The sequence below is a fragment of the Burkholderia sp. JP2-270 genome (genome assembly GCF_003233675.1).
GTDB classification, from domain to species: Bacteria; Pseudomonadota; Gammaproteobacteria; order Burkholderiales; family Burkholderiaceae; genus Burkholderia; species Burkholderia pyrrocinia_C.
Genome location: NZ_CP029824.1, coordinates 3,012,669 through 3,034,051, shown reverse-complemented (window position 1 = coordinate 3,034,051; position 21,383 = coordinate 3,012,669). Strand labels below are relative to the sequence as shown.

Below are 21,383 nucleotides of genomic sequence, written 5' to 3'. Positions count from 1 at the left end.
CTGGGAATGAGGGGGGAACGGAACCTAGTCTAGGGAAACCGGCAGCGCGGGAGAAGGCCGCGAAACTTGATTCACTGTTCAGAATTCTGAATAATCAACGGATGAATCAGCAAAATGTCCAGGCGCTCTGGCCGCATATCCATTCGCTGACGGTGCTGGCCGCGGCCGGCAGTTTCACGGCCGCCGCGCAGCGGCTCGGCATCAGCAAGGCCGCGATGAGCCAGCGCATCGCCGATCTCGAAAAGGCGGCCGGCGTGCCGCTCGTGCGCCGCACGACGCGCAGCGTGCGGCTCACCGACGCGGGCCAGTCGCTCGTCGACAGCACGCGCGACGCGTTCGAGTCGATCGGGCAGCATTTCGCGCGCGTGAAGGACCTGGCCGGCGAGCCGCGCGGCCTGCTGCGCGTGACGGCGCCGGTCGCGCTCGGGCGCCAGCAGGTCGTGCCGCACCTGCCCGATTTCCTGCGGCAGTATCCGGGCGTGCACATCGAGCTCGATCTGTCGGACCGGCTGCATTCGCTGACGCAGGAGGGCTTCGACCTCGCGATCCGCCATACGACCACCGCGCCGCAGACCCACGTCGCATGGAAGCTGTGCGACACGCGCTCGCTGCTCGTCGCGAGCCGCGACTACCTCGACGCACGCGGTGTGCCGCGGCACCCGGGCGAACTCGTCGACCACAGCTGCCTGTGCTACCTGCGCGACAACGAACCGGCCGCATGGAGCTTCGAGCCGGACGGCCGGCGGCGCCAGCGCGTGAGCGTGCCGGTGCGCGGCAGTTTCGCGGCGAACAACAGCGAGGCGATGCGCGAGGCCGCGCTCGGCGGGCTCGGCATCGCACTGCTGCCCGATTTCAGCGCGCGTCGCGATCTCGACGCCGGCCGGCTCGTCGCGCTGCTCGACGGCTGGCGGCCGTCGGGCGCGTTCGGCGATCACATTTTCGCGATCCGCCCGTACAGCCCGGTCGTGCCGAGCGCGGTGCGCGCGCTCGTGCGGCACCTGCGCGAACGGCTCGCGGGCGGCTTTTCCGGAACGTGACGCCGGTGCCCGCCGCGCTGCGCCGTGGGCTGTCCGGGCGGGCGCGGCGGCGCTGCGGTAAAATCGCGGCTTCCTCCCGCGCCTCGTGTGGCGCGACATTCGAAGGTCGACAGCCGATGCAGATTCACAAGGAAGTGGACGCGCGCGGGCTCAATTGCCCGTTGCCGATCCTGCGTGCCAAGAAAGCGCTTGCCGATATGGAAAGCGGGCAGATCCTCAAGGTGCTCGCGACCGATCCCGGCTCGCAGCGCGATTTCGCCGCGTTCGCGAAGCAGACGGGCAACGAGATCGTCGAATCGACGACGCAGGACAAGACCTTCGTGTTCCTGATGCGCCGCCGCTGACGGCCCGCCTCGCGCGCCCGGCCGCGGCGTCCGCTCGCGGTGCACGGGCCGGCAACGCCCGGCACAGGCCGGTCGAGCTTCTGACAATTCTTAAACCTCGCTTCGTGACCGGCTGCGTATACTGACCCGGCCGGTCGTCCGCTCCCAGCGGAGGCGCCGGCCACGGTACGTCGTACGGCGGGCACGGGGGCCATGCCTGGCGGTACCGTCGTACAACGGGGAGAGGACATGTCCTTCAGACCAGGGACCCTTCGAAGTCCGTCCGGAGCGGAATGCATTGCGTCCGAGCGTGTGTCGGAATTGAGCCGTATCGAGCTCGATCCGCAACTGGATCGCCACGCGCGTGCCGCGCTGGAGGCCTACGCGGATTCGGCCGCGGCCGAGATGCCGTGGCTGGCCGAGTGGCTCGACGAGCGGCTGCGCGATGCCGCGCAGGACGACGGCTCGGGCCCGACCTACTGCGGTGCGACGATCGAACGCGTGTTCGATCTGGCGCAGGCGTGGGCGGCGGGCCAGCCCGACTACGCGGCCAGCGCGTGGGAGCGTGTGCGCGGACAGTTGCAGCGGATGCTTGCGCAACCGGCGCTGTCGCAACGCCCGCCGGCCGACGATTTCGCCGAACCGGTGGCCGGCATCGCGGGCGTCGATTAGGCGTCAGATTGCGCGACGGGAAGGATTATTCGAAGAAAGAACGGTAGTCCGCGCAATTTCTTGGCGAATTTCATACTACTATGATGAAATCGCCGGTTCGTCCGCGCCCCGTTTTTGAGATATTTTTGCCGGGGTCGCCGGTTTGCGCAGGTGGCGCGAGCGGCGAACGACGGCTCACCGGCCGCCATCCGGAAACTGCGCGCATTGTGCTGCAGGGTGGGTGCGGGGAGCTGAACTGGACGAATCGATTTCGATTTGCGGGGTGCTATGAGAATTGCTGTACTGGATGACGATCCGGCCCAGACGGATTTCGTCAGTCAAACGCTGACTGCCGTTGGCCATACGTGCTATGCGTTCAAGGAAGGCAAGGCCCTGAAGAAGCGTCTGCAGCGCGAAACGTTCGATCTGCTGGTGCTCGACTGGAACGTGCCCGACATGTCCGGCGAGGAAGTGCTCAAGTGGGTGCGAGCCAACCAGACCGAGCACAGCCTGCCGATCATCTTCATGACGAGCCGCGACGACGAGGCGGGTATCACGCAGATCCTCAATGCCGGCGCCGACGACTACGTGGTCAAGCCCGTGTCGGGCCCGATCCTGCGCGCGCGCATCGGCTCGCTGCTGCGCCGCGCGTATCCGGTCAACGCCGAGGCGACCGTTCGCGAATTCGATCAATTCCGTTTCGACGTGAACCTGAAGCAGGCCTACGTCGGCGACAAGGCCGTGAGCCTGACGCAGAAGGAATTCGAGCTCGCGCTGCTGCTGTTCCAGCATCTCGACCGGCCGCTGTCGCGCGCGCACATTCTCGATCTCGTGTGGAAGCAGGCGACCGACATCCCGTCGCGCACGATGGACACGCACATCTCGATGCTGCGCACCAAGCTCGGCCTGCGGCCCGAAAACGGCTATCGCCTCGCGCCGATCTACGGCTACGGCTACCGGCTCGAGCGGGTCGGCCAGGGAGAACCGGAGTGACCGCGGGAATCTCGCAGCGTACGGCGAACCTGCGCACGATGGCGCTGCGCACGGCCTGCGCGGTCACGTTTGCAGTCGCCGCGCAGCATGCGGCCGCGCAGCCGCCCGCTGCCGCGGGCAAGATGGTCGTTTACCGCACGCAGGCGGGCGACACGCTGTACGACGTCGCCGCGCGCTACCTGCAGGGCGCGGACGACTGGCAACTGCTCCAGCAGATCAACGGCGTGCCCGCGCCGAAGCACCTGCAGCCCGGCGTCGCGCTGAAGCTGCCGGTCGCGCGCCTGCGCAAGGAAAAGCTGACCGCGCGCGTCGTCGCGGTGCAGGGCACGGCCGAGCGCGCGTCCGGCGACGCGTACGCGCCGTTGGCGAACGATGCGACGCTCGTCGAGGGCGACCGCGTGCGCACGGGCGCGAACGGCTTCGTGACGCTCGAACTCGCCGACGGCACGCACATGAGCCTGCCGCCCGACAGCCAGCTCGACCTGAAGGCGCTGCGCCGCACCGTGCTGATCGGTACGCTCGATCGCCAGTTCGAACTCACGCGCGGCTCGGTCGACAGCGAAGTCACTCATCTGAAGAAACGCGACGACCGCTTCCAGATCCGCTCGCCGTCGGTCGTGGCCGGCGTGCGCGGCACGCGCTTTCGCGTGAACTACGACGCGGCCGGCAATGCGTCGACGCGCGTCGAAGTGCTCGACGGCACCGTCGGCGTCGCGGGCGGCCGGCAATCGGCCAGCCCGACGCTCGTGCATGCGAACTTCGGCAGCGTCGCGACGTCGTCCGGCGCGGTCGGCGCGCCCGTCGCGCTGCTGGCCGCGCCGGCACTCGTGCATCCCGGCAAGGTGCAGGACGAGCCCGACGTCGCATTCGAGGTCGCGCCGCAGGCGAACGCGCATGCGTTCCGCGTGCAGCTCGCACACGATGCGGGGCTGCTGGACCTGTTCCGCGAAACGCGCACCGATTCGCCGCGCGCGGTCTTCCGCGACGTACCGAACGGGAACTACTTCGTGCGGATCGCCGCGATCGATGCCAACGGCCTCGAGGGGCTGCCGCGCACCTATGCGTTCGAGCGCCGCGTGATGGGGCTCGACGCGAGCGCGTCGCCCGGCGCGGATGGCTACGAGTTCCGCTGGTCGCCGAACGGCTCGGGCAAGGACGCGCGCTACCGGTTCGTGCTGTCGCGCTCGAAGGACCTGAGCGCACCGGTCGTCGACCAGGTCGGCCTGCGTGCGCGCCGGATCACCGTCGCGCACCTGCCGCCGGGCGATTATTTCTGGGCGGTGACCGTCGAAGAGTTCGAAGGCGGCAAGTTCTACGAGAAGACCAGTCCGGTCAGCGCGTTCACGCTGTCGCGCTGATCCGCGGCGCATGAAACCCGACTCCGTTTCCCCACGGCGGCACCTCGGCCGCCGCTTCCTGATCGAATGGATCGCGATTGGCTGCCTCGGGATCGCGGTGATCCTCGCATGTGCGCTCGGCCGCCTGTCGTCGAGCGTCGACGGGCTGATCTACGACCGGCTGCTGATGCTGCGCAGCCTGCCGCTGTCGCCCGACGTGGTCGTCGTCGACATCGACAACCAGAGCGTGTCGGCGCTCGGCCGCTGGCCGTGGCCGCGCGACGTGCATGCGCGGCTGCTCGACACGCTGGCGCGCGCGCAGCCGGCCGCCGTCGTCTACGACGTGCTGTTCACCGAGCCGTCGCCGGAGGATCGCGCGTTCGCGGACGCGATGAGCCACGTGCCGACCTTCCTGCCCGTGCTGCTGAGCCCCGAGCAGGCGGACGGCACGCGTACCGTCGATCCGCCGGTGGCCGCGCTCGCGGCGCGCGCGACGGGGCTCGGCCACATCAACCTCGAAGTCGATCGCGACGGTATCGTGCGCAGCGTCGCGCTGTTCGAAAGCGACGGCCGCGTGCGCTGGCCGCAACTGATGGTGCCCGTGTACCGCGCGATCCAGGCCGGCCGGCTGCATCCGGCCGGCGGCGCGCCGGGCGCGACCGCGCACGACCTGGCGCGCGATGCGGCCGGCGACGGCCGCTACCTGATCCCGTTCAGCCGCAGCACGCCCGAGTATCCGACGCTGTCGTTCGACGACGTGCTCGAAGGGCGCGTGAAGCCCGACGCGCTGCGCGGCAAGATCGTCGTCGTCGGCGTGACCGCTTCCGGGCTGTACGACCGCTTCGCGACGCCCGTATCCGGCGATTTCGGCCCGCTCGCCGGCGTGTATATCCACGCCAACGTGCTCGACATGCTGGCGACCGGCAGCGCGATCTCGCCGGTGTCGCGCGCGGGGCTGTTCGCCGCGTCGCTGCTGCCGCTCGCCGGGCTGCTGGGCGGCTTCCTGATGCTGTCGCCGTGGCGCGCGCTGCTGCTGACGCTGAGCCTCGCCGCGCTCGCCGTCGTCGCGAGCATGGCGCTGCTGTTCGAGGCGCGCATCTGGCTGTCGCCGGCACCGGCGATCTTCGGGCTGATCGCCGTCTACCCGATCTGGAACTGGCGGCGCCTCGAAATGACGATGTCGTACCTGCGCCGCGAACTGCAGCGGCTTGCCGACGAGCCGCACCTGCTGCCCGAGGCGCCGCGCTCGCGTAGCGTCGGCGGTGACGCGCTCGAACGGCAGATGGCGCTGATGGCGCAAGCCGCGCAGCGCGTGCAGGACATGAAGCGCTTCGTGTGGGACAGCCTCGACAGCATGCCCGAGCCGATCTTCGTGACCGACCTGGCCGGCACCGTGCTGATCGCGAACCATGCGGCGAAGCGCTACGGGTCGCGGCTCGCGCTGCCGCTGCCGGAAGGGCGGCCGCTGCGCGCCGCGCTCGGCGAGCTGACGTTCATGAAGACCGTCGACGGCAACGCCGAACACGAAGCGGCGATCCGCGAGCACTGGCCGGCCGCGCTCGACCCGACGCTCGAGGCCGAGCACGACGCGATGGCGCGCGGCATCGAGGTGCGCGATCGCGACGGGCTCGACCATCTGTTACGCTACGCCGCCTGCACGAACGCACAGGGCCGCGTGACGGGCTGGATTGCCGGCCTCGTCGACGTGACCGAACTGCACGCGGCCGAGCGGCATCGCGAGGAAGCGCTGCACCTGCTGTCGCACGACATGCGCTCGCCGCAGGCTTCGATCCTCGCGCTCGTCGAGATCGAGCGCGACCGCGTCGAGACCGATGCGATGCGCGGGCTGCTCGCGCGGGTCGAGCGCTACGCGCACCGCGCGCTGTCGCTTGCCGACGAGTTCGTGCAGCTGGCGCGCGCCGAGTCGCAGGCGTACCAGCTCGAAGTGACGAGCCTCGTCGACGTGCTGATCGATGCGAGCGACGAGGTATGGCCGCAGGCGCAGGCGAAGCACATCCGCATCGACACCGACGTCGGCACCGACATGTGCTGGGTGCGCGCGGACCGTTCGCTGATCACGCGGGCGTTCGTGAACCTGCTGAACAACGCAGTCAAATACAGTCCGTCCGACACCGTGATCACGTGTACGCTGACGGTCGAGCACGCGTCGAAGCGGATGTTCTGTACGATTCGCGATCAGGGGTACGGCATTGCGCCGGAAGATCAGCGGCATCTGTTCGAGCGTTTCAAGCGATTCCATGCCGGCGAGCGGCCCGAGATCTCGGGTTCCGGGCTCGGCATGGCGTTCGTGAAGACGGTCGTCACGCGCCATGGGGGCAGCGTGTCGGTCGACAGCGAAGTGGGTGTCGGCACCGCGGTGACGGTGTCGCTGCCCGCGATCGACGAGCCGTCCGCCTGACAGGGCCGGGCGCGACGGCAGGACTGGGGAAAGCCATGAGAAAGGAATGGGCAGCGACCGCGCTTGCGGCGTCGTTGTTGACGGGTTGCGCCGGCGTAACGAGCGGCGTGAGTGCGGTCGGGCAGCCGAATGCATTCGCATCCGGCGCGCACGGCTACGATTTCGTCCGGACGGCCGCGCAGGCCAACGATGCCGAATACCGGCAGATCGAGGCGCTCGTGCGCGACGAACTTGCGGGCCGCGGTTTCGATGCGCAGCCGCTCAAGGACGCGCGCTACCGGCTGTCGATCGCGTATGCGACGCAGCCGGCGGCGGTCGCGGCCATCGCCGACCAGTGCGGCGCCGCGAGCAGCGCGTGTGTGACGGTCGACGGGCCGTCGCCGTTCGCGCTGCCGTTCGCGGGTAGCGTGTATCGCCACGTGCTGACGCTGCGTTTCGTCGATGCGAAATCGGGCGCCGACGTCTATCGCGTGACGGCCGCGCTGCGCGATCGCGAACCGGGCACGCAGCAGGCCGCGCCGGCGCTCGTGAAGAGCGCGCTCGCGAAGGTGCCGTTCGGCGATGGCGGCGGCTGGCTCGTGAAGACGAAAAAAGACGACGCGGGCGGGATGCCGGGCGTCGTCTCGATGAAGCCGGCCGAAGCGCGCTGAGCGCCGGCCGGCGAGGTGAGGGCGGGCCCGCCGGGGCAAGCCCTTGCCGCGCTCAGGCGGCCGGTTGCGCGCCGCCGCGCGTGCGCAGGTATGCGTCGAATTCCGCGCCGACTTCGGGATGGCGCAGCGCGAATTCGACCGTCGCCTTCAGGTAGCCGAGCTTGCTGCCGCAGTCGTAGCGCGTGCCCTGATACTTGTAGGCCAGCACCTGTTCGTCGGCGAGCAGCGCCTGGATCGCGTCGGTGAGCTGCAGTTCGCCGCCCGCGCCCGGCTTCAGTGCGCGCAGGTGTTCGAAGATCCGCGGCTTCAGGATGTAGCGGCCGACCACGCCGAGGTTCGACGGCGCGACTTCCGGCGCGGGCTTCTCGACGATCGCCGACATCTTGACGATCGACTCTTCCCATTCCTTGCCATCGACGATCCCGTACGACTTCGTTTCCGACGGCGGGATTTCTTCGACGCCGATCACCGAGCTGTGATAGTGGTCGAATACGTCGACCATCTGCTTCATCACCGGCGGGTTGCCGTCGAGCAGGTCGTCCGCGAGGATCACCGCGAACGGGTTGTCGGCTACCAGCTTCTCCGCGCACAGCACCGCATGGCCGAGGCCGAGCGCTTCCGGCTGACGCACGTAGAAGCAGTCGACATGGCTCGGCTTGATGCTGCGCACGAGCTCGAGCAGCTTTTCCTTGCCGCGCGCCTCGAGCTCGGCTTCGACCTCGTACGACTTGTCGAAATGATCCTCGATCGCGCGCTTGCTGCGCCCGGTGACGAAGATCATCTCGGTGATGCCCGCGGCGATCGCTTCCTCGACTGCATACTGGATCAGCGGCTTGTCGACGACCGGCAGCATTTCCTTCGGGCTCGCCTTCGTTGCCGGCAGGAACCGCGTGCCGAGGCCGGCAACGGGGAATACCGCCTTGGTGACTTTCAACATGATCGAACCTTTACTCCTGTAATCGACTTGTCAGACGATGTATGTTCACGTCCGCATTATAGTGAACGCAAACGGCCTTACGGATTGTTACGCAGGCAACCGATCGAGCTGCGCACGCAGTTTCTCGAGCGTGCTCTGGAATTCGGCGACGCGTTTCTGCTCCTGTTCGACCACGGCCGGCGGCGCTTTCGCGACGAATGCCTCGTTGCCGAGCTTCGCGTTGCACTTCGCGATTTCGCCCGTCAGGCGCGCGATTTCCTTCGACAGGCGCTCGCGTTCGGCCGCGACGTCGATTTCCACCTTCAGCACCAGCTTGTTCGGGCCGACGATCGCGATCGGCGCGCCGTGCGCTTCCTTGTCGAGGGTCGCTTCGTCCGCAAGGATCTGCACTTCCGACAGGCGCGCGAGCGCCTGGACGTACGGCGCGAACGAGCGCAGGCGCTCGGCATCGCCGGCCGCGAGCAGCGGCACCTTCGTCGCCGGCGACAGGTTCATCTCGCCGCGCAGGTTGCGGCATGCGTCGACGATCGCCTTCAGGTCGGCCGCCCACTGCTCGGACGCCTCGTCGATCTTCTGCAGGTTGGCAACCGGATATGCCTGCGTCATCAGCGACGCTTCGCCCTCGGCCAAGCCCTGCGGATAGCGGCCCGCGAGCGGCGCGACCTTCTGCCAGAGCGCTTCGGTGATGAACGGGATGACCGGATGCGCGAGGCGCAGCACCGTCTCGAGCACGCGCAGCAGCGTGCGGCGCGTGGCGCGCTGCTGTTCCGGTGTGCCGTTCTGGATCTGCACCTTCGCGAGTTCGAGATACCAGTCGCAGTACTCGTCCCACACGAACTTGTAGATGCTGGTCGCGACGTTGTCGAAGCGGTAGTCGGCAAAGCCCTTCGCGATGTCGGCCTCGGTACGCTGCAGCAGCGACACGATCCAGCGGTCGGCCGCCGAGAAGTCGAGGTAGCCGCCGGGGCCGCAGTCGCCCGCGCCGCAGACTTCCGGCTTGTCGGCGCCGCAGTCGTGGCCTTCGCAGTTCATCAGCACGAAGCGCGTCGCGTTCCACAGCTTGTTGCAGAAGTTGCGATAGCCTTCGCAGCGCGCGAGGTCGAAGTTCACGTTGCGGCCGAGCGTCGCCATCGACGCCATCGTGAAGCGCAGCGCGTCGGTGCCGAACGCGGGGATGCCGTCCGGGAATTCCTTGCGCGTTTTCTTCTCGATCGTCGCGGCCTGCTTCGGATTCATCAGGCCCGTCGTGCGCTTCGCGACCAGCGTCTCGAGATCGATGCCGTCGACGATGTCGATCGGGTCGAGCGTGTTGCCCTTGCTCTTCGACATCTTCTGGCCTTCCGCGTCGCGCACGAGGCCGTGCACGTAGACGGTGTGGAACGGCACCTTGCCCGTGAAGTGCGTGGTCATCATCACCATCCGGGCGACCCAGAAGAAGATGATGTCGAAGCCCGTGACGAGCACCGACGACGGCAGGAAATGCTTCAGTTCAGGTGTCTCGTTCGGCCAGCCGAGCGACGAGAACGGCACCAGCGCCGACGAGAACCACGTGTCGAGCACGTCTTCATCGCGCTTCAGCGCGCCCGTGTAGCCCTGCGCGGCGGCCTTCGCGCGCGCGTCTTCCTCGCTGCGCGCGACGAACACCTCGCCGTTCTCGCCGTACCACGCGGGGATCTGGTGGCCCCACCACAGCTGGCGCGAGATGCACCAGTCCTGGATGTTCTCGAGCCACTGGTAGTAGGTGGTCGTCCAGTTTTCCGGGACGAACTTGATCTGGCCGTTGCGCACGACGTCGAGCGACGTTTCAGTGATCGACTTGCCGGGATTGAACGTACCTTCCGGCGCCGGCTTCGTCATCGTGACGAACCACTGGTCGGTCAGCATCGGCTCGATCACGACGCCCGTGCGGTCGCCGCGCGGCACCATCAGCTTGTGCGGCTTCACGGAATCGAGGAAACCCAGCGCGTCGAGATCGGCGACGATCGCCTTGCGCGCGTCGAAGCGGTCGAGGCCGCGATACTGCTCGGGGCCGTTGTCGTTGATCTTCGCGTCGAGCGTCAGGATCTCGATCGGCGCGAGATTGTGGCGCAGGCCGACCTGGTAGTCGTTGAAGTCGTGTGCGGGCGTGACCTTCACGACGCCCGTGCCGAACTCGCGGTCGACGTAGTCGTCGGCGATCACCGGGATCTCGCGGCCGGTCAGCGGCAGCGTGACGAGCTTGCCGATCAGGTGTGCGTAGCGCTCGTCTTCCGGATGGACCATCAGCGCGACGTCGCCGAGCATCGTCTCGGGGCGGGTGGTCGCGACGGTCAGCGAGCCCGAGCCGTCGACGAGCGGGTAGCGGATGTGCCACAGGTGGCCGTTTTCCTCTTCGCTCGCGACTTCGAGATCCGACACCGCGGTGAGCAGCACCGGATCCCAGTTGACGAGGCGCTTGCCGCGGTAAATCAGGCCCTGTTCATGGAGCGTGACGAACACGTCGCGCACGGCGGCCGACATCTTGTCGTCCATCGTGAAGTATTCGCGCGACCAGTCGGTCGATGCGCCGAGGCGGCGCACCTGGCCCGTGATCGTCGAACCGGACTGCTGCTTCCATTCCCACACGCGCTCGACGAACTTCTCGCGGCCGAGGTCGTGGCGCGACACGCCCTGCGCGTCGAGCTGGCGTTCGACGACGATCTGGGTGGCGATCCCCGCGTGGTCGGTGCCGGGCACCCACAGCGTGTTCTCGCCGAGCATCCGGTGATAGCGGGCGAGGCCGTCCATGATCGTCTGGTTGAACGCATGGCCCATGTGCAGCGTGCCCGTCACGTTCGGCGGCGGCAACTGGATCGCGAAATCGGGGCGGGACGGATCGAACGCCGGGGCGGCATAGCCGCGTTTTTCCCACTCCGGCCCCCATTGGGACTCGATGGTGTGGGGCTCGAAGCTCTTCGCAAGCGTGTTGTCGCTCATGTTGGAAATCTGCCGAAAAATGCGTGAATTGGATGCCGAATCCGACAATTATAAATGGATGCACATCGACCAGCCATCGCATTGCCGGCGCAGGCTTGTCGCGAAGCGGCCGCAACGCGCTTGCGGCGTGCGACCGAACGGATCGGGAACGGCAGCGCGCGGCCGACTTATAATGTCGGGTCCGCATTTTTCTCGCCCGTCCGCCGCCGCTCCATGCCCGATCTGCTCGCCAATCTGAACCCCGAACAACACGCCGCCGTCACGTTGCCGAACGAACCGGCGCTGATCCTCGCAGGGGCGGGCAGCGGCAAGACCCGCGTGCTGATCACGCGCATCGCGTGGCTGATCCAGCAGGGCTACGCGTCGCCGCCCACCGTGCTCGCCGTCACCTTCACGAACAAGGCCGCGCGCGAGATGATGGCGCGCCTGTCGGCGATGATGCCGATCGACACGCGCGGGATGTGGATCGGCACGTTCCACGGCCTGTGCAACCGGATGCTGCGCACGCACTGGCGCGACGCCGGCCTGCCGCAGACCTTCCAGATCCTCGATACGGCCGACCAGCTGTCCGCGATCAAGCGGCTGATGAAGGCGGCGAACGTCGACGACGAGAAGTACCCGCCGAAGAACGTCCAGTACTTCATCAACAACGCGAAGGAGCAGGGGCTGCGTCCCGACAAGGTCGACGCGACCGACAACTTCAACCGCAAGTTCGTCGAGCTGTACCAGGCGTACGACCAGCAGTGCCAGCGCGAGGGCGTCGTCGATTTCCCCGAGCTGCTGCTGCGCTGCTACGAGCTGCTCGCGTACAACGCGCCGCTGCGTGCGCACTACCAGGCGCGCTTCAAGCACATCCTCGTCGACGAGTTCCAGGACACCAACAAGCTGCAATATGCGTGGCTCAAGATGCTCGCGGGCGGCCAGAACGCGATCTTCGCGGTCGGCGACGACGATCAGTCGATCTACGCGTTCCGCGGTGCGAACGTCGGCAACATGCGCGATTTCGAAGACGAATTCCGCGTGCGCAACCTGATCAAGCTCGAGCAGAACTACCGGTCGCACGGCAACATCCTCGACGCGGCGAACCAGCTGATCTCGAACAACGCGCACCGCCTCGGCAAGAACCTGCGCACCGACGCGGGCCACGGCGAGCCCGTGCGCGTGTACGAGGCCAGCACCGATTCGCAGGAAGCCGGCTGGATCGTCGAAGAGATCCGCTCGCTGATCAACACCGGGATGGCGCGCAGCGAAGTGGCCGTCCTGTACCGCAGCAACGCGCAGTCGCGCTCGATCGAGCACACGCTGATGTCGTCGGGCATCGCGTACCGCGTGTACGGCGGCCTGCGCTTCTTCGAGCGTCAGGAGGTGAAGCATGCGCTCGCGTACCTGCGCCTGATCGACAACCCGAACGACGACACGGCGTTCGTGCGCGTGGTGAACTTCCCGACCCGCGGGATCGGCGCACGCTCGATCGAGCAGCTCGCCGACGCCGCGCGCCTGTACGGCTGCTCGATGGCCGCTGCAATTCCGTACGTGACGGGCAAGGCCGGCACGAGTCTCGGCGGGTTCGCGAACCTGGTCGCGAAGATGCGCGCCGACACGCAGCAGATGAACTTGCCGGACACGGTCGAGTACGTCGTGCGCGCGAGCGGCCTCGCCGATTTCTACCAGGGCGAGCGCGAAGGGCAGGACCGTCTCGAGAACCTGCAGGAACTCGTGAACGCGGCCACTGCGTTCGTCGCGGAGGAAGGCTACGGGCTCGACACGCCGGCCCGCTCGATCCCGCTGCGCGCGGGCGCGATCGCGGCGCCCGAACTCGGCACGGCGACGGACGATCCGGCGGTCGAGGTACTCGATCCGGCGTCGCCCGGCGATCCCGCGCAGAACCCCGACACGATGACTCCGCTCGCCGGTTTCCTGTCGCATGCGTCGCTGGAGGCCGGCGACAACCAGGCGCAGGCCGGGCAGGATGCCGTGCAACTGATGACGGTGCACGCGGCGAAGGGGCTCGAATTCTCGGCCGTGTTCATCACGGGCCTCGAGGAAGGGCTGTTCCCGCACGAGAACAGCGTGCTCGAATCGGACGGCCTCGAGGAAGAGCGCCGGCTGATGTATGTCGCGATCACGCGCGCGAAGGAGCGGCTCTACCTGTCGTTCGCGCAGAGCCGGATGCTGCACGGCCAGACGCGCTACAACGTGCGTTCGCGCTTCTTCGACGAGTTGCCGGAGCACGTGCTGAAGTGGCTGACGCCGAAGGTCGAGGCCGGTTCGCGCTGGGGCGGGCGTTCGGACAACGCAGGATACGGGCGCGACTGGTTCGCGCGGCCGGGCGGCGGCAGTCGCGAGCAGATCGTCGATGCGGCGGTGTCCGCGCCGCTGCCCGCGTTCGCGGACAAGCAGCGCGCGGCCGGCGCCGGCTTCCGGGTCGGCCAGCAGGTGTTCCATACCAAGTTCGGCGAAGGCACGGTCACCGCGCTCGAAGGCAGCGGCACCGATGCGAAGGCGCAGGTGAAGTTCAAGCGGCACGGCGAGAAGTGGCTCGCGCTCGCGGTCGCGAAACTGCAGGCGGTGGAATGACGAGCATCGACATGGTTGATATGCCTGCGACGCGCCCGCTCGGTATTCTGGCCGCGCTGCCCGAGGAACTCGGCGACCTGATCGCCGCGATGCGCGCCGACGGCGCGATGAAGACGGTCACGTTCGGCCGCCGCGATTACCACGTCGGCACCGTGCACGGCGCGGCCTGCGTCGTCACGCTCGCGCGGGTCGGCAAGGTCGCGGCCGCCGCGACGGTCAGCGCGCTGATCCACGTGTTCGGCGTGGCGGGTGTCGTGTTTACCGGCGTGGCGGGCGGCGTGTCGCGCACGGTGCGCGTCGGCGATGTCGTCGTGGCCGACATGCTGCTGCAGCACGATCTCGACGCATCGCCGCTCTTTCCGCGCTACGAGGTGCCGCTGCTCGGCATCACGCGCTTCGCGACCGACGCGGCACTGACGGCCCGTCTCAGGGCAGCGTGCACGCTGTTCGTCGCGGAAGAGGGGGCGCAGTTCGCTGAGCGCTTCGGGCTCGCCGGCGCGACGCTGCACGCAGGGCTCGTCATCAGCGGCGACCGCTTCGTGTCGAGCGAGCGCGAGGTCGTCACGCTGCGCGACGCGCTGCCGGACGCGCTCGCGGTCGAAATGGAAGGCGCCGCGATCGCGCAGGTGTGCGCGGAGCACGACGTGCCGTTCGCGCTGGTGCGCACGATCTCCGATACGGCCGACGATCACGCGACGCAGTCGTTCTCGCACTTCCTGTCGGCGATCGCGAGCAGCTATTCGTCCGGCATCCTCAAGCGTTTCCTGACGCTGCATGCGACGACGGCGGCCTGAAGCCGCCGTCGTTTTCTCCGTACAAACCTTTGGGCCGGCCGCGGCGCGCACGCCGCGGCCGGCTTGTCACGCCTGTTTGCGCCGGCTGCTTTCGAGGTTCGGCAGGAACACCGTCAGCACGCCGATCAGCGGCAGGAACGAACACACCTTGTAGACGAACGTGATGCTCGTCGCGTCGGCGAGCTGGCCGAGCACGGCCGCGCCGACGCCGCCGAGGCCGAACGCGAAGCCGAAGAACAGGCCCGCGACCATCCCGACCTTGCCGGGCATCAGTTCCGTCGCATAGACGAGGATCGCGGCGAACGCCGACGCCAGCACGATGCCGATGATCACGGTCAGCACGCTCGTCCAGAACAGGTTCGCGTACGGCAGCAGCAGCGTGAACGGCGCGACGCCGAGGATCGACACCCAGATCACGTACTTGCGGCCGATCCGGTCGCCGACGGGCCCGCCGATCAGCGTGCCGGCCGCCACGGCCGCGAGGAACACGAACAGGTGGATCTGTGCGGCCTGCACCGACAGGTGGAACTTGTCGATCAGGTAGAACGTGAAATAGCTGTTGATGCTCGCGAGGTAGAAGTACTTCGAGAACACGAGCAGCACCAGCACGCCGATCGCGCCGATCACGCGGCCGCGCGACAGCGTCGGGTGGCCGGCCGCCGCGGCCTTCTTCTTCATCGACGGATGCTTTTTGTACCAATGGCCGATCTGCGTGAGCACGACCATCGCGACGAGCGCGGCCGCGGAGAACCACGCGATGCTGTGCTGGCCGTGCGGAATGATCACGAGCGCGGCGAGCAGCGGCCCGAGCGCGGAGCCCGCGTTGCCGCCGACCTGGAACACCGACTGCGCGAGCCCGTGCTGGCCGCCCGACGCCATCCGCGCGACGCGCGACGATTCGGGATGGAACACCGATGAGCCGCAGCCGACCAGCGCCGCGGCCACCAGCAGCATCGGGAAGGTCGTCGCAACCGACATCAGCAGCAGCCCCGCGAGCGTGAAGCCCATGCCGATCGGCAGCGAATACGGCTTCGGACGCTTGTCGGTATAGAGGCCGACGAGCGGCTGCAGCAGCGACGCGGTGATCTGGTAGGTGAGCGTGATCAGGCCGATCTGCGCGAACGACAGCGCGAACTGGCTCTTGAGCATCGGATAGATCGCGAGGATCAACGACTGGATCATGTCGTTGAGCATGTGCGAGAAGCTGATCGCGCCGAGCACCGGATAGACGGTGCGCGATGCGGGGGGCGCGGACGGCTGCGCGGCGGCTGCGCCGGCGGCTCCGGTGTCGAGGCTGGTTTCCATGTGAGCTGAACGAGTTGAGGTAGCGGGCGCGCTCTGATGGGGATCGGCGCGTTTGGAATCGTTGATGCGTCAAAGAAGTGTAATGTGGCGTATCGAGAATGTCAGGCCAAGTTTTATCGCGAATCGGACATTCATCCGACAGATCGTCTGCTGCCCGTTTTTTTGACCGGGTATAACGCTGGCGGCGCGTCTGCCTGACTGCGAGGCCGCGCCGGGGCCCGGTGCGTGTTTTACCGGACTCAAGAAACGGCGGTGGCGGCCGTAGAACGACCCAATGACCACAGGTGCGCCGCGCCCGGCACCGGCTACCCGCCGTGCAGGCGCAGGACGCGCGGCATGGCCTGCCATCGCGGACCGCCGGGACCGACCTTTCCGGCAGCGTGATCCATACGGGGATATATCGATGAAAGCAGCATCATTGCATCCGCAGCCGGGTGCGGCCGCCGCCGCACCCGACGTTGCCGCCGGTCGCGCCGCACGGCGCCCGCGCGCGGCGCGTCGCGAGCGCCGGCCGTGGACCGTCAAGGCGACCTTGCGCGCCGCGTTCGCGATCCTGCTGGCCGGTACGCTTGCGATCGGCGTGTTTTCGCTGTGGCAGATCAGCCGGTTGAACGCGTCGATCTCGTCGGTCTACGAGCAGGGCCATGTCGCGAGCCGCGCGGCGCAGGAAGTCCGGGCCGAGGTGCTGCGGGCGAGCCGTGCGCAGAAGATGCTGCTGACCGCGACCACCGCGAAGGAGCGCGACGAGCTGGGCGCGGAGGTCGGCGCGGGGCTCGCGTCGATCGGCCAGGCGCTCGGCACGCTGCAGCGTTACGCGGATCCGGCCGACGCCGACGATTCGGCGCGGTTGCGTGCGTTCTCGACGGCCGTCGGCACGTGGAGCGCGCATCTGCGCGATTTCGTCGCGCTCGTGCGCGCGCAGCCGCTCGACCTGTCGCAGATGAACTGGCAGGTCGGCACGCAGGACGTGTCGCTGCTGGTCGAAACCGGCAAGCTCGAAAAGCTCGTCGCCGAACTCGTGAAGACGCGCGGCGAGAAATCGAAGGCGACGCTCGATGCGTCGGCCACCATCTTCTCGTCGTCGTTCGCGATGATCGCGATCATGACGGCCGCGCTGATCGTGCTCGCGATCGCGATCGCCGAACGCGTCGTGCGGCGCCTTGCGTCGCAGCTCGGCGGCGAGCCCGCGCACGCGAAGGCGATTGCCGCCGACATCGCGCGCGGCGACCTGACGCGGCCGATCGCGCTCGGCCGGCACGACCGCGACAGCATGGTGCGCGCGCTGGCCGAGATGCAGACGGGGCTCGCGGCGACCGTCGGCGAGATCGCCGTCAGCGCCGAGGCCATCGCGGCCGCGTCCGGCGAGATCTCGACCGGCAATCTCGACCTGTCGCGGCGCACCGAGCAGCAGGCTGTCGCACTCGAACGCACCGCGGCCAGCATGGAGCAGCTCACGTCGACCGTGCGGCAGAACGCCGAGAACGCGCGGCAGGCGAGCACGCTCGCGGCCAATGCGTCGGCCGTTGCGGAAGCGGGCGGTGAAGTCGTCGGGCGCGTGGTCGCGACGATGAGCGAGATCGACGACAGCGCGAAGAACATTCGCGACATCATCGGCACGATCGAGGGGATCGCGTTCCAGACCAACATTCTCGCGTTGAATGCGGCGGTCGAGGCTGCGCGCGCCGGCGAACAGGGGCGCGGTTTCTCGGTGGTCGCGGGCGAGGTGCGCCTGCTCGCGCAGCGCGCGGCGACCGCGGCGAAGGAGATCCGCGCGCTGATCGGCGCATCGGTGGAGCGCGTCGCGAACGGCGCGGCGCTCGCGCATGACGCGGGCCGCACGATGGACGACGTCGTGCGCGCGGTCAAGCGCGTGACGGACATCATCGGCGAGATTTCCGCGGCATCGGACGAGCAGAGCGCCGGGATCGACGAGATCGGCCGCGCGGTCACGCAGATGGACGCCGGCACGCAGCAGAATGCGGCGCTCGTCGAACAGGCGGCGGCTGCCGCGAACGCGCTCGACGAACAGGCGCAGGCGTTGAAGTCGCTGGTCGGGCGTTTTCGCATCGCGGCCTGAGCGCGCCAGGCCGTCCGGTCATCAAGACTTCTTCTGCTTGCCCGGATCGATGATGACCGTGCAGGTCGTGCCCGCCGACAGCACCACGTCGGCCGGCACTTCGTCGATCCGGATGCGCACCGGCACGCGTTGCGCGAGGCGCACCCAGTTGAAGGTCGGGTTCACGTCCGCGACGAGGTCGCGGCTTTGCGGGTTGTCGCGATCGTAGATGCCGCGCGAGATGCTTTCGACGTGGCCCTTCATCACGCCGCCGCTCATCAGCCGCATCTCGGCCGGCGCGCCGATCTTCACGCGCGGCAGCTTGGTTTCCTCGAAGTAGCCGTAGACCCAGAACGAGTGGCTGTCGACGATTGCGAGCTTCGCCTGGCCGGCCACCGCGTAGTTGCCCTTGAACGTCTGCAGGTTCGTGACGTAGCCGTCGACCGGCGCGACGACGCGCGTGCGTTCGAGATTGAGCTTCGCGGCGTCGAGCGCGGCGATTGCCTGCTGGTACTGCGCATCGGCGCTCGACGCGCTGTGCGCCGCGTTCTCGCGGTTTTCCTTCGACACGACGAGCGCATCGAGATCCGCGCGGCGGGCCGCGTCGTCGCGGCGCATCTGCAGTTCCGCGCGGCGGGCGGCGACCGCCGCTTGCGCCTGCTCGACTGCGATCTGGTAGTGCGACGGGTCGATCTGCATGATCAGGTCGCCCTTTTTCACGAGCTGGTTGTCATGCACGGGCAGCTCGACGATCGCGCCCGACACGTCCGGCGCGACGTTGACGATCTCGGCGCGCACGCGCCCGTCGCGCGTCCACGGATCGTCCATGTAGTGCACCCACAGCGAGCGCCCGATCAGGATCGCGACGAGAAGGATGACGGCGGTCGCGACGAAGCCGAAGAGTTTTCTGAGAATCATGATGGTTCGGAATCAACGGTAAACGGCAAGACTCAGTCCGCCGCAAATGCAGACGAGAAGGCAGGCCCGGAACAGCGACGGGTGCCAGACCAGACGGTAGAGGCCTGTATAGGCGAGCAGGCGGTCGACGGCCCAGGTCGCGAGCGCGCCGAGGACGAACATCAGCACCACCGTGGGCATGTAGGCATCGAGAATGGCGATTTCACGCGGCATCATGACGAGGCTCCTGGTTGGGGACGCACGGGGCGGTTGCGGTTGAGCGGCTCGAGCGGCGATTCCGGATCGAGCAGCGCGGTGCGCACGAAATGCAGATGGCTCAGGATGCGCTGCAGCCGGTGGCGCTCGTCGCGCGTCGGCTCGAACGCGTCGAGCGTCTGCCGGGTCGCGTCGATTGCGGCATTGGTCGCGGCGAGCGTCGCATCGAAGCGCGCAGCGCTCGGTTTCGCGAACAGCGTCGACAGCGAGCCGCGCATCGTCTCGATCGCGCGACGCCACGGCATCGCCGGCGCATAGCGCGGGTCGGACGGCAGCATTGCCAGCTCGTGGCGCAGGTCGATCGCCGCGTTGCCGGTTTCGAGCACCGCGAACATCCAGCGCAGCGCGTCGCGCTGCACGTCGGGCTGGTCGGCCGACAGCGTGTGGGCCTGGTACATCAGGTCGCGCGCGCCGCTCTCGAAGCGCGTGCGCAAGCCGGCGAGCCGCGCGTGGCAGGCCGCGACGGCCTGGTGGCGCAGGTCGGCGAACAGCCGCTTCTTGTGCCACGGCGCGGTCGGCGGGAACAGCACCGCGAACGCGATCGCCGACGCCAGCATCGACAGCACGAGCGCGAGCGCGTCGTTCATGAAGCTGGTCGGGTCGTAGTGCGTGATGTTGTCCGGGCCGGCGAGGAAGCTGAAGAAGATCAGGTAGCCCATTCCGTAGCCTGCGAGCTTCGGCTTCAGCGTCATGAAGATGCCGATCGCGAGCAGCGGCGCGAGCGCGACGCACAGCAGCGGGAAGCCGTCGATGTGCGGATAGATGCCGAACGTCAGCAGGAAGCCCGTGCACACGGCGAGTGCCGTCCCCATGCCCATCTGCGCGGACATCGCGGTCGGGCGCGGCGTCGACGACGCGAGCGCGCAGGTGGCTGCCGCCGTCAGCGTGAGCGTCACGCCGCTCGGCCACGCGCTCTCGATCCAGAACCAGCCGAGCACGAGGATCACGGTCGCGGTGCGAATCGCTGCGATCACCATCGCCGTCATGTTGGTGCGCGGCTCGTAGCGTTCGATCCAGCGCTCGCGTTCGTGCGTCGCGGTCGACAGCGACGCATAGGTCGCCGCGTACTCGTGCAGGTCGGTGATGAAGCGGTACAGCAGTTCGGCGGCCGTATCGAAGTCGAGCAGCGGAAAGTCCGGCTGCGTTTCGAGCGCCGCACGGGTCGCGCGGATGCGGCGCGGCAGCGCGTCGCGCCATGCGAGCAGTTGCTCGGCCGCGTGCCCCGCGTCGGTCGACGTGCGCACGGGTTCGCCCGCGGGCGTCAGCAGCAGCGGCGCGATCTCGCGGAAGTACGGCTCGATCGCGTCGATCGCGGCCTGTGCGCCGGCCGCATGCAGCCGGTTCATCAACTGGTGCAGCGCATGGAAACGGCTCGATGCGCTCATGAACTCGCTGTTCAGCCGCGCGAGGCGGCCGCTGCGCATCCGCGTATCCGGATCCTCGAACACGGCCATGCTGCGCGCGGCCTCGAACCCGACCACGTCGGCGACGAAGCGCGTATGGATGGTTTCGATATGCGCGCGGTCGAGCTTGCCCGACAGCGCCGCCGCGACATAGTCGACGAAGCTGCCGAAGCGCTTGCGCACCGTCGTGCGCATCTGTTCGCCCGTGTACTGCGGAAACACGAGCGCGCTGACCACGCCGGCCGAGACGATCCCGACCATGATTTCGGCAACGCGCGTCAGCGCGCTCATGAACGCACCGTCCGGGTGCTGCGACGCGGGCAGCCCGATCAGCGCGGTCGTATAGCCGGCCAGCAGGAAGCCGTAGCTGCGGAAGTTGCGGTTGCGTGCGGCGCCGGCCGTGCACAGCGCGACCCACAGTGCGACCGCCAGCAGGAACAGTTGCGGCTGCTGCGGAAACAAGCCGACGAACGTGAGCGTTGCGATGAGCCCGAAGATCGTGCCGGCGACGCGGTAGAAGCTCTTCGCGAGCACCGCGCCGCTTTGCGGCTGCATCACGATGAACACCGTGGTCATCGCCGTTTTCGGCGCGGGCAGGTCGAGCCGCATCGACACGCCGGTCGCGATGAACGCGGCGAGCAGCGCCTTGAACAGGTAGAGCCACGCGGCGCCGTCGCTGCGGGCCCAGTCGCCGAACGCGGCGGACCAGGCCGCGAGCGGACTGCCGGCGTGCGTGGAAGCGGGGGAGGAGGCTGACATGGCGGTCGCTCCGC

Annotated in this window: 16 protein-coding genes; 10 read left to right on the top strand and 6 right to left on the bottom strand. The window is 68.1% G+C overall.

Annotated elements, in window-relative coordinates; translation table 11 throughout:
* Positions 1-101: 101 nt before the first annotated feature.
* From DM992_RS14330 to DM992_RS14300, 7 genes are all read left to right on the top strand, one after another.
* The gene (locus DM992_RS14330) at positions 102-1,037 is read left to right on the top strand and encodes a LysR family transcriptional regulator (protein ID WP_111017273.1); all 936 of its coding nucleotides are present in this window, start codon (positions 102-104) and stop codon (positions 1,035-1,037) included.
* A gap of 116 nt (positions 1,038-1,153) precedes the next feature.
* The gene (locus tag DM992_RS14325; protein ID WP_006402122.1) at positions 1,154-1,381 is read left to right on the top strand and encodes a sulfurtransferase TusA family protein; all 228 of its coding nucleotides are present in this window, start codon (positions 1,154-1,156) and stop codon (positions 1,379-1,381) included.
* 228 nt (positions 1,382-1,609) lie between these two features.
* A complete protein-coding gene (locus DM992_RS14320; protein ID WP_111017272.1) occupies positions 1,610-2,032 on the top strand; it encodes a peptidase in 423 nt (140 codons plus the stop codon).
* A 267-nt stretch (positions 2,033-2,299) separates the two neighbouring features.
* Positions 2,300-3,004 carry a response regulator transcription factor gene (locus DM992_RS14315; RefSeq protein WP_006490421.1) on the top strand — a complete coding sequence of 235 codons (705 nt, stop codon included), beginning with the start codon at positions 2,300-2,302 and terminating at the stop codon, positions 3,002-3,004.
* Entirely contained in the window at positions 3,001-4,362 is a 1,362-nt protein-coding gene (locus DM992_RS14310) for a FecR domain-containing protein (protein ID WP_111017271.1), read from the top strand. The genes DM992_RS14315 and DM992_RS14310 overlap by 4 nt, the downstream gene beginning before the upstream one ends.
* Positions 4,363-4,372: 10 nt before the next feature.
* Positions 4,373-6,760: a CHASE2 domain-containing protein gene (locus tag DM992_RS14305; RefSeq protein ID WP_111017270.1), complete on the top strand. Its 2,388-nt coding sequence runs from the start codon at positions 4,373-4,375 to the stop codon at positions 6,758-6,760.
* Positions 6,761-6,795: 35 nt separating this feature from the next.
* Positions 6,796-7,410 (top strand): DUF4136 domain-containing protein, encoded by a 615-nt coding sequence (locus DM992_RS14300; RefSeq protein WP_111017269.1) that lies wholly within the window; start codon positions 6,796-6,798, stop codon positions 7,408-7,410.
* A 52-nt stretch (positions 7,411-7,462) separates the two neighbouring features.
* Here DM992_RS14300 and galU read toward each other — a convergent pair whose 3' ends face one another.
* Entirely contained in the window at positions 7,463-8,347 is an 885-nt protein-coding gene (gene galU, locus DM992_RS14295) for a UTP--glucose-1-phosphate uridylyltransferase GalU (protein WP_111017268.1), read from the bottom strand.
* A gap of 87 nt (positions 8,348-8,434) precedes the next feature.
* Positions 8,435-11,302, bottom strand: a complete 2,868-nt coding sequence (locus DM992_RS14290) for a valine--tRNA ligase (RefSeq protein WP_111017267.1) — start codon at positions 11,300-11,302, stop codon at positions 8,435-8,437.
* A gap of 213 nt (positions 11,303-11,515) precedes the next feature.
* Between DM992_RS14290 and DM992_RS14280 the strand changes: the two genes are divergently transcribed.
* The gene (locus DM992_RS14280) at positions 11,516-13,879 is read left to right on the top strand and encodes a UvrD-helicase domain-containing protein (protein ID WP_111017266.1); all 2,364 of its coding nucleotides are present in this window, start codon (positions 11,516-11,518) and stop codon (positions 13,877-13,879) included.
* Entirely contained in the window at positions 13,876-14,673 is a 798-nt protein-coding gene (locus tag DM992_RS14275) for a 5'-methylthioadenosine/adenosylhomocysteine nucleosidase (protein ID WP_111017265.1), read from the top strand. The genes DM992_RS14280 and DM992_RS14275 overlap by 4 nt, the downstream gene beginning before the upstream one ends.
* A 66-nt stretch (positions 14,674-14,739) precedes the next feature.
* On the opposite strand, the gene DM992_RS14270 is transcribed toward DM992_RS14275, so the two are convergent.
* A complete protein-coding gene (locus tag DM992_RS14270) occupies positions 14,740-15,978 on the bottom strand; it encodes an MFS transporter (protein WP_111017264.1) in 1,239 nt (412 codons plus the stop codon).
* A 403-nt stretch (positions 15,979-16,381) separates the two neighbouring features.
* On the opposite strand from DM992_RS14270, the gene DM992_RS14265 reads away from it, so the two are divergent.
* Entirely contained in the window at positions 16,382-18,055 is a 1,674-nt protein-coding gene (locus DM992_RS14265; protein WP_111017263.1) for a methyl-accepting chemotaxis protein, read from the top strand.
* Positions 18,056-18,076: 21 nt separating this feature from the next.
* On the opposite strand, the gene DM992_RS14260 is transcribed toward DM992_RS14265, so the two are convergent.
* The 3 genes from DM992_RS14260 to DM992_RS14250 are packed head-to-tail and all read right to left on the bottom strand — an operon-like array spanning position 18,077 to position 21,369.
* Entirely contained in the window at positions 18,077-18,952 is an 876-nt protein-coding gene (locus tag DM992_RS14260; RefSeq protein ID WP_111017262.1) for an HlyD family secretion protein, read from the bottom strand.
* A 12-nt stretch (positions 18,953-18,964) separates the two neighbouring features.
* Positions 18,965-19,168, bottom strand: coding sequence for a DUF1656 domain-containing protein (locus DM992_RS14255; RefSeq protein WP_011351756.1), 204 nt, complete (start codon positions 19,166-19,168; stop codon positions 18,965-18,967).
* A complete protein-coding gene (locus DM992_RS14250; protein ID WP_111017261.1) occupies positions 19,165-21,369 on the bottom strand; it encodes an FUSC family protein in 2,205 nt (734 codons plus the stop codon). The genes DM992_RS14255 and DM992_RS14250 overlap by 4 nt, the downstream gene beginning before the upstream one ends.
* Positions 21,370-21,383 lie beyond the last annotated feature (14 nt).

What these genes read in the sequence shown, in the direction of transcription:
- DM992_RS14330 (WP_111017273.1), top strand. Translation starts at nt 102, where the DNA reads ATGAATCAGCAAAATGTCCAGGCGCTCTGGCCGCATATCCATTCGCTG.
- DM992_RS14325 (WP_006402122.1), top strand. Translation starts at nt 1,154, where the DNA reads ATGCAGATTCACAAGGAAGTGGACGCGCGCGGGCTCAATTGCCCGTTG.
- DM992_RS14320 (WP_111017272.1), top strand. Translation starts at nt 1,610, where the DNA reads ATGTCCTTCAGACCAGGGACCCTTCGAAGTCCGTCCGGAGCGGAATGC.
- DM992_RS14315 (WP_006490421.1), top strand. Translation starts at nt 2,300, where the DNA reads ATGAGAATTGCTGTACTGGATGACGATCCGGCCCAGACGGATTTCGTC.
- DM992_RS14305 (WP_111017270.1), top strand. Translation starts at nt 4,373, where the DNA reads ATGAAACCCGACTCCGTTTCCCCACGGCGGCACCTCGGCCGCCGCTTC.
- DM992_RS14300 (WP_111017269.1), top strand. Translation starts at nt 6,796, where the DNA reads ATGAGAAAGGAATGGGCAGCGACCGCGCTTGCGGCGTCGTTGTTGACG.
- galU (WP_111017268.1), bottom strand. Translation starts at nt 8,347, where the DNA reads ATGTTGAAAGTCACCAAGGCGGTATTCCCCGTTGCCGGCCTCGGCACG.
- DM992_RS14290 (WP_111017267.1), bottom strand. Translation starts at nt 11,302, where the DNA reads ATGAGCGACAACACGCTTGCGAAGAGCTTCGAGCCCCACACCATCGAG.
- DM992_RS14280 (WP_111017266.1), top strand. Translation starts at nt 11,516, where the DNA reads ATGCCCGATCTGCTCGCCAATCTGAACCCCGAACAACACGCCGCCGTC.
- DM992_RS14275 (WP_111017265.1), top strand. Translation starts at nt 13,876, where the DNA reads ATGACGAGCATCGACATGGTTGATATGCCTGCGACGCGCCCGCTCGGT.
- DM992_RS14270 (WP_111017264.1), bottom strand. Translation starts at nt 15,978, where the DNA reads ATGGAAACCAGCCTCGACACCGGAGCCGCCGGCGCAGCCGCCGCGCAG.
- DM992_RS14265 (WP_111017263.1), top strand. Translation starts at nt 16,382, where the DNA reads ATGAAAGCAGCATCATTGCATCCGCAGCCGGGTGCGGCCGCCGCCGCA.
- DM992_RS14260 (WP_111017262.1), bottom strand. Translation starts at nt 18,952, where the DNA reads ATGATTCTCAGAAAACTCTTCGGCTTCGTCGCGACCGCCGTCATCCTT.
- DM992_RS14255 (WP_011351756.1), bottom strand. Translation starts at nt 19,168, where the DNA reads ATGATGCCGCGTGAAATCGCCATTCTCGATGCCTACATGCCCACGGTG.
- DM992_RS14250 (WP_111017261.1), bottom strand. Translation starts at nt 21,369, where the DNA reads ATGTCAGCCTCCTCCCCCGCTTCCACGCACGCCGGCAGTCCGCTCGCG.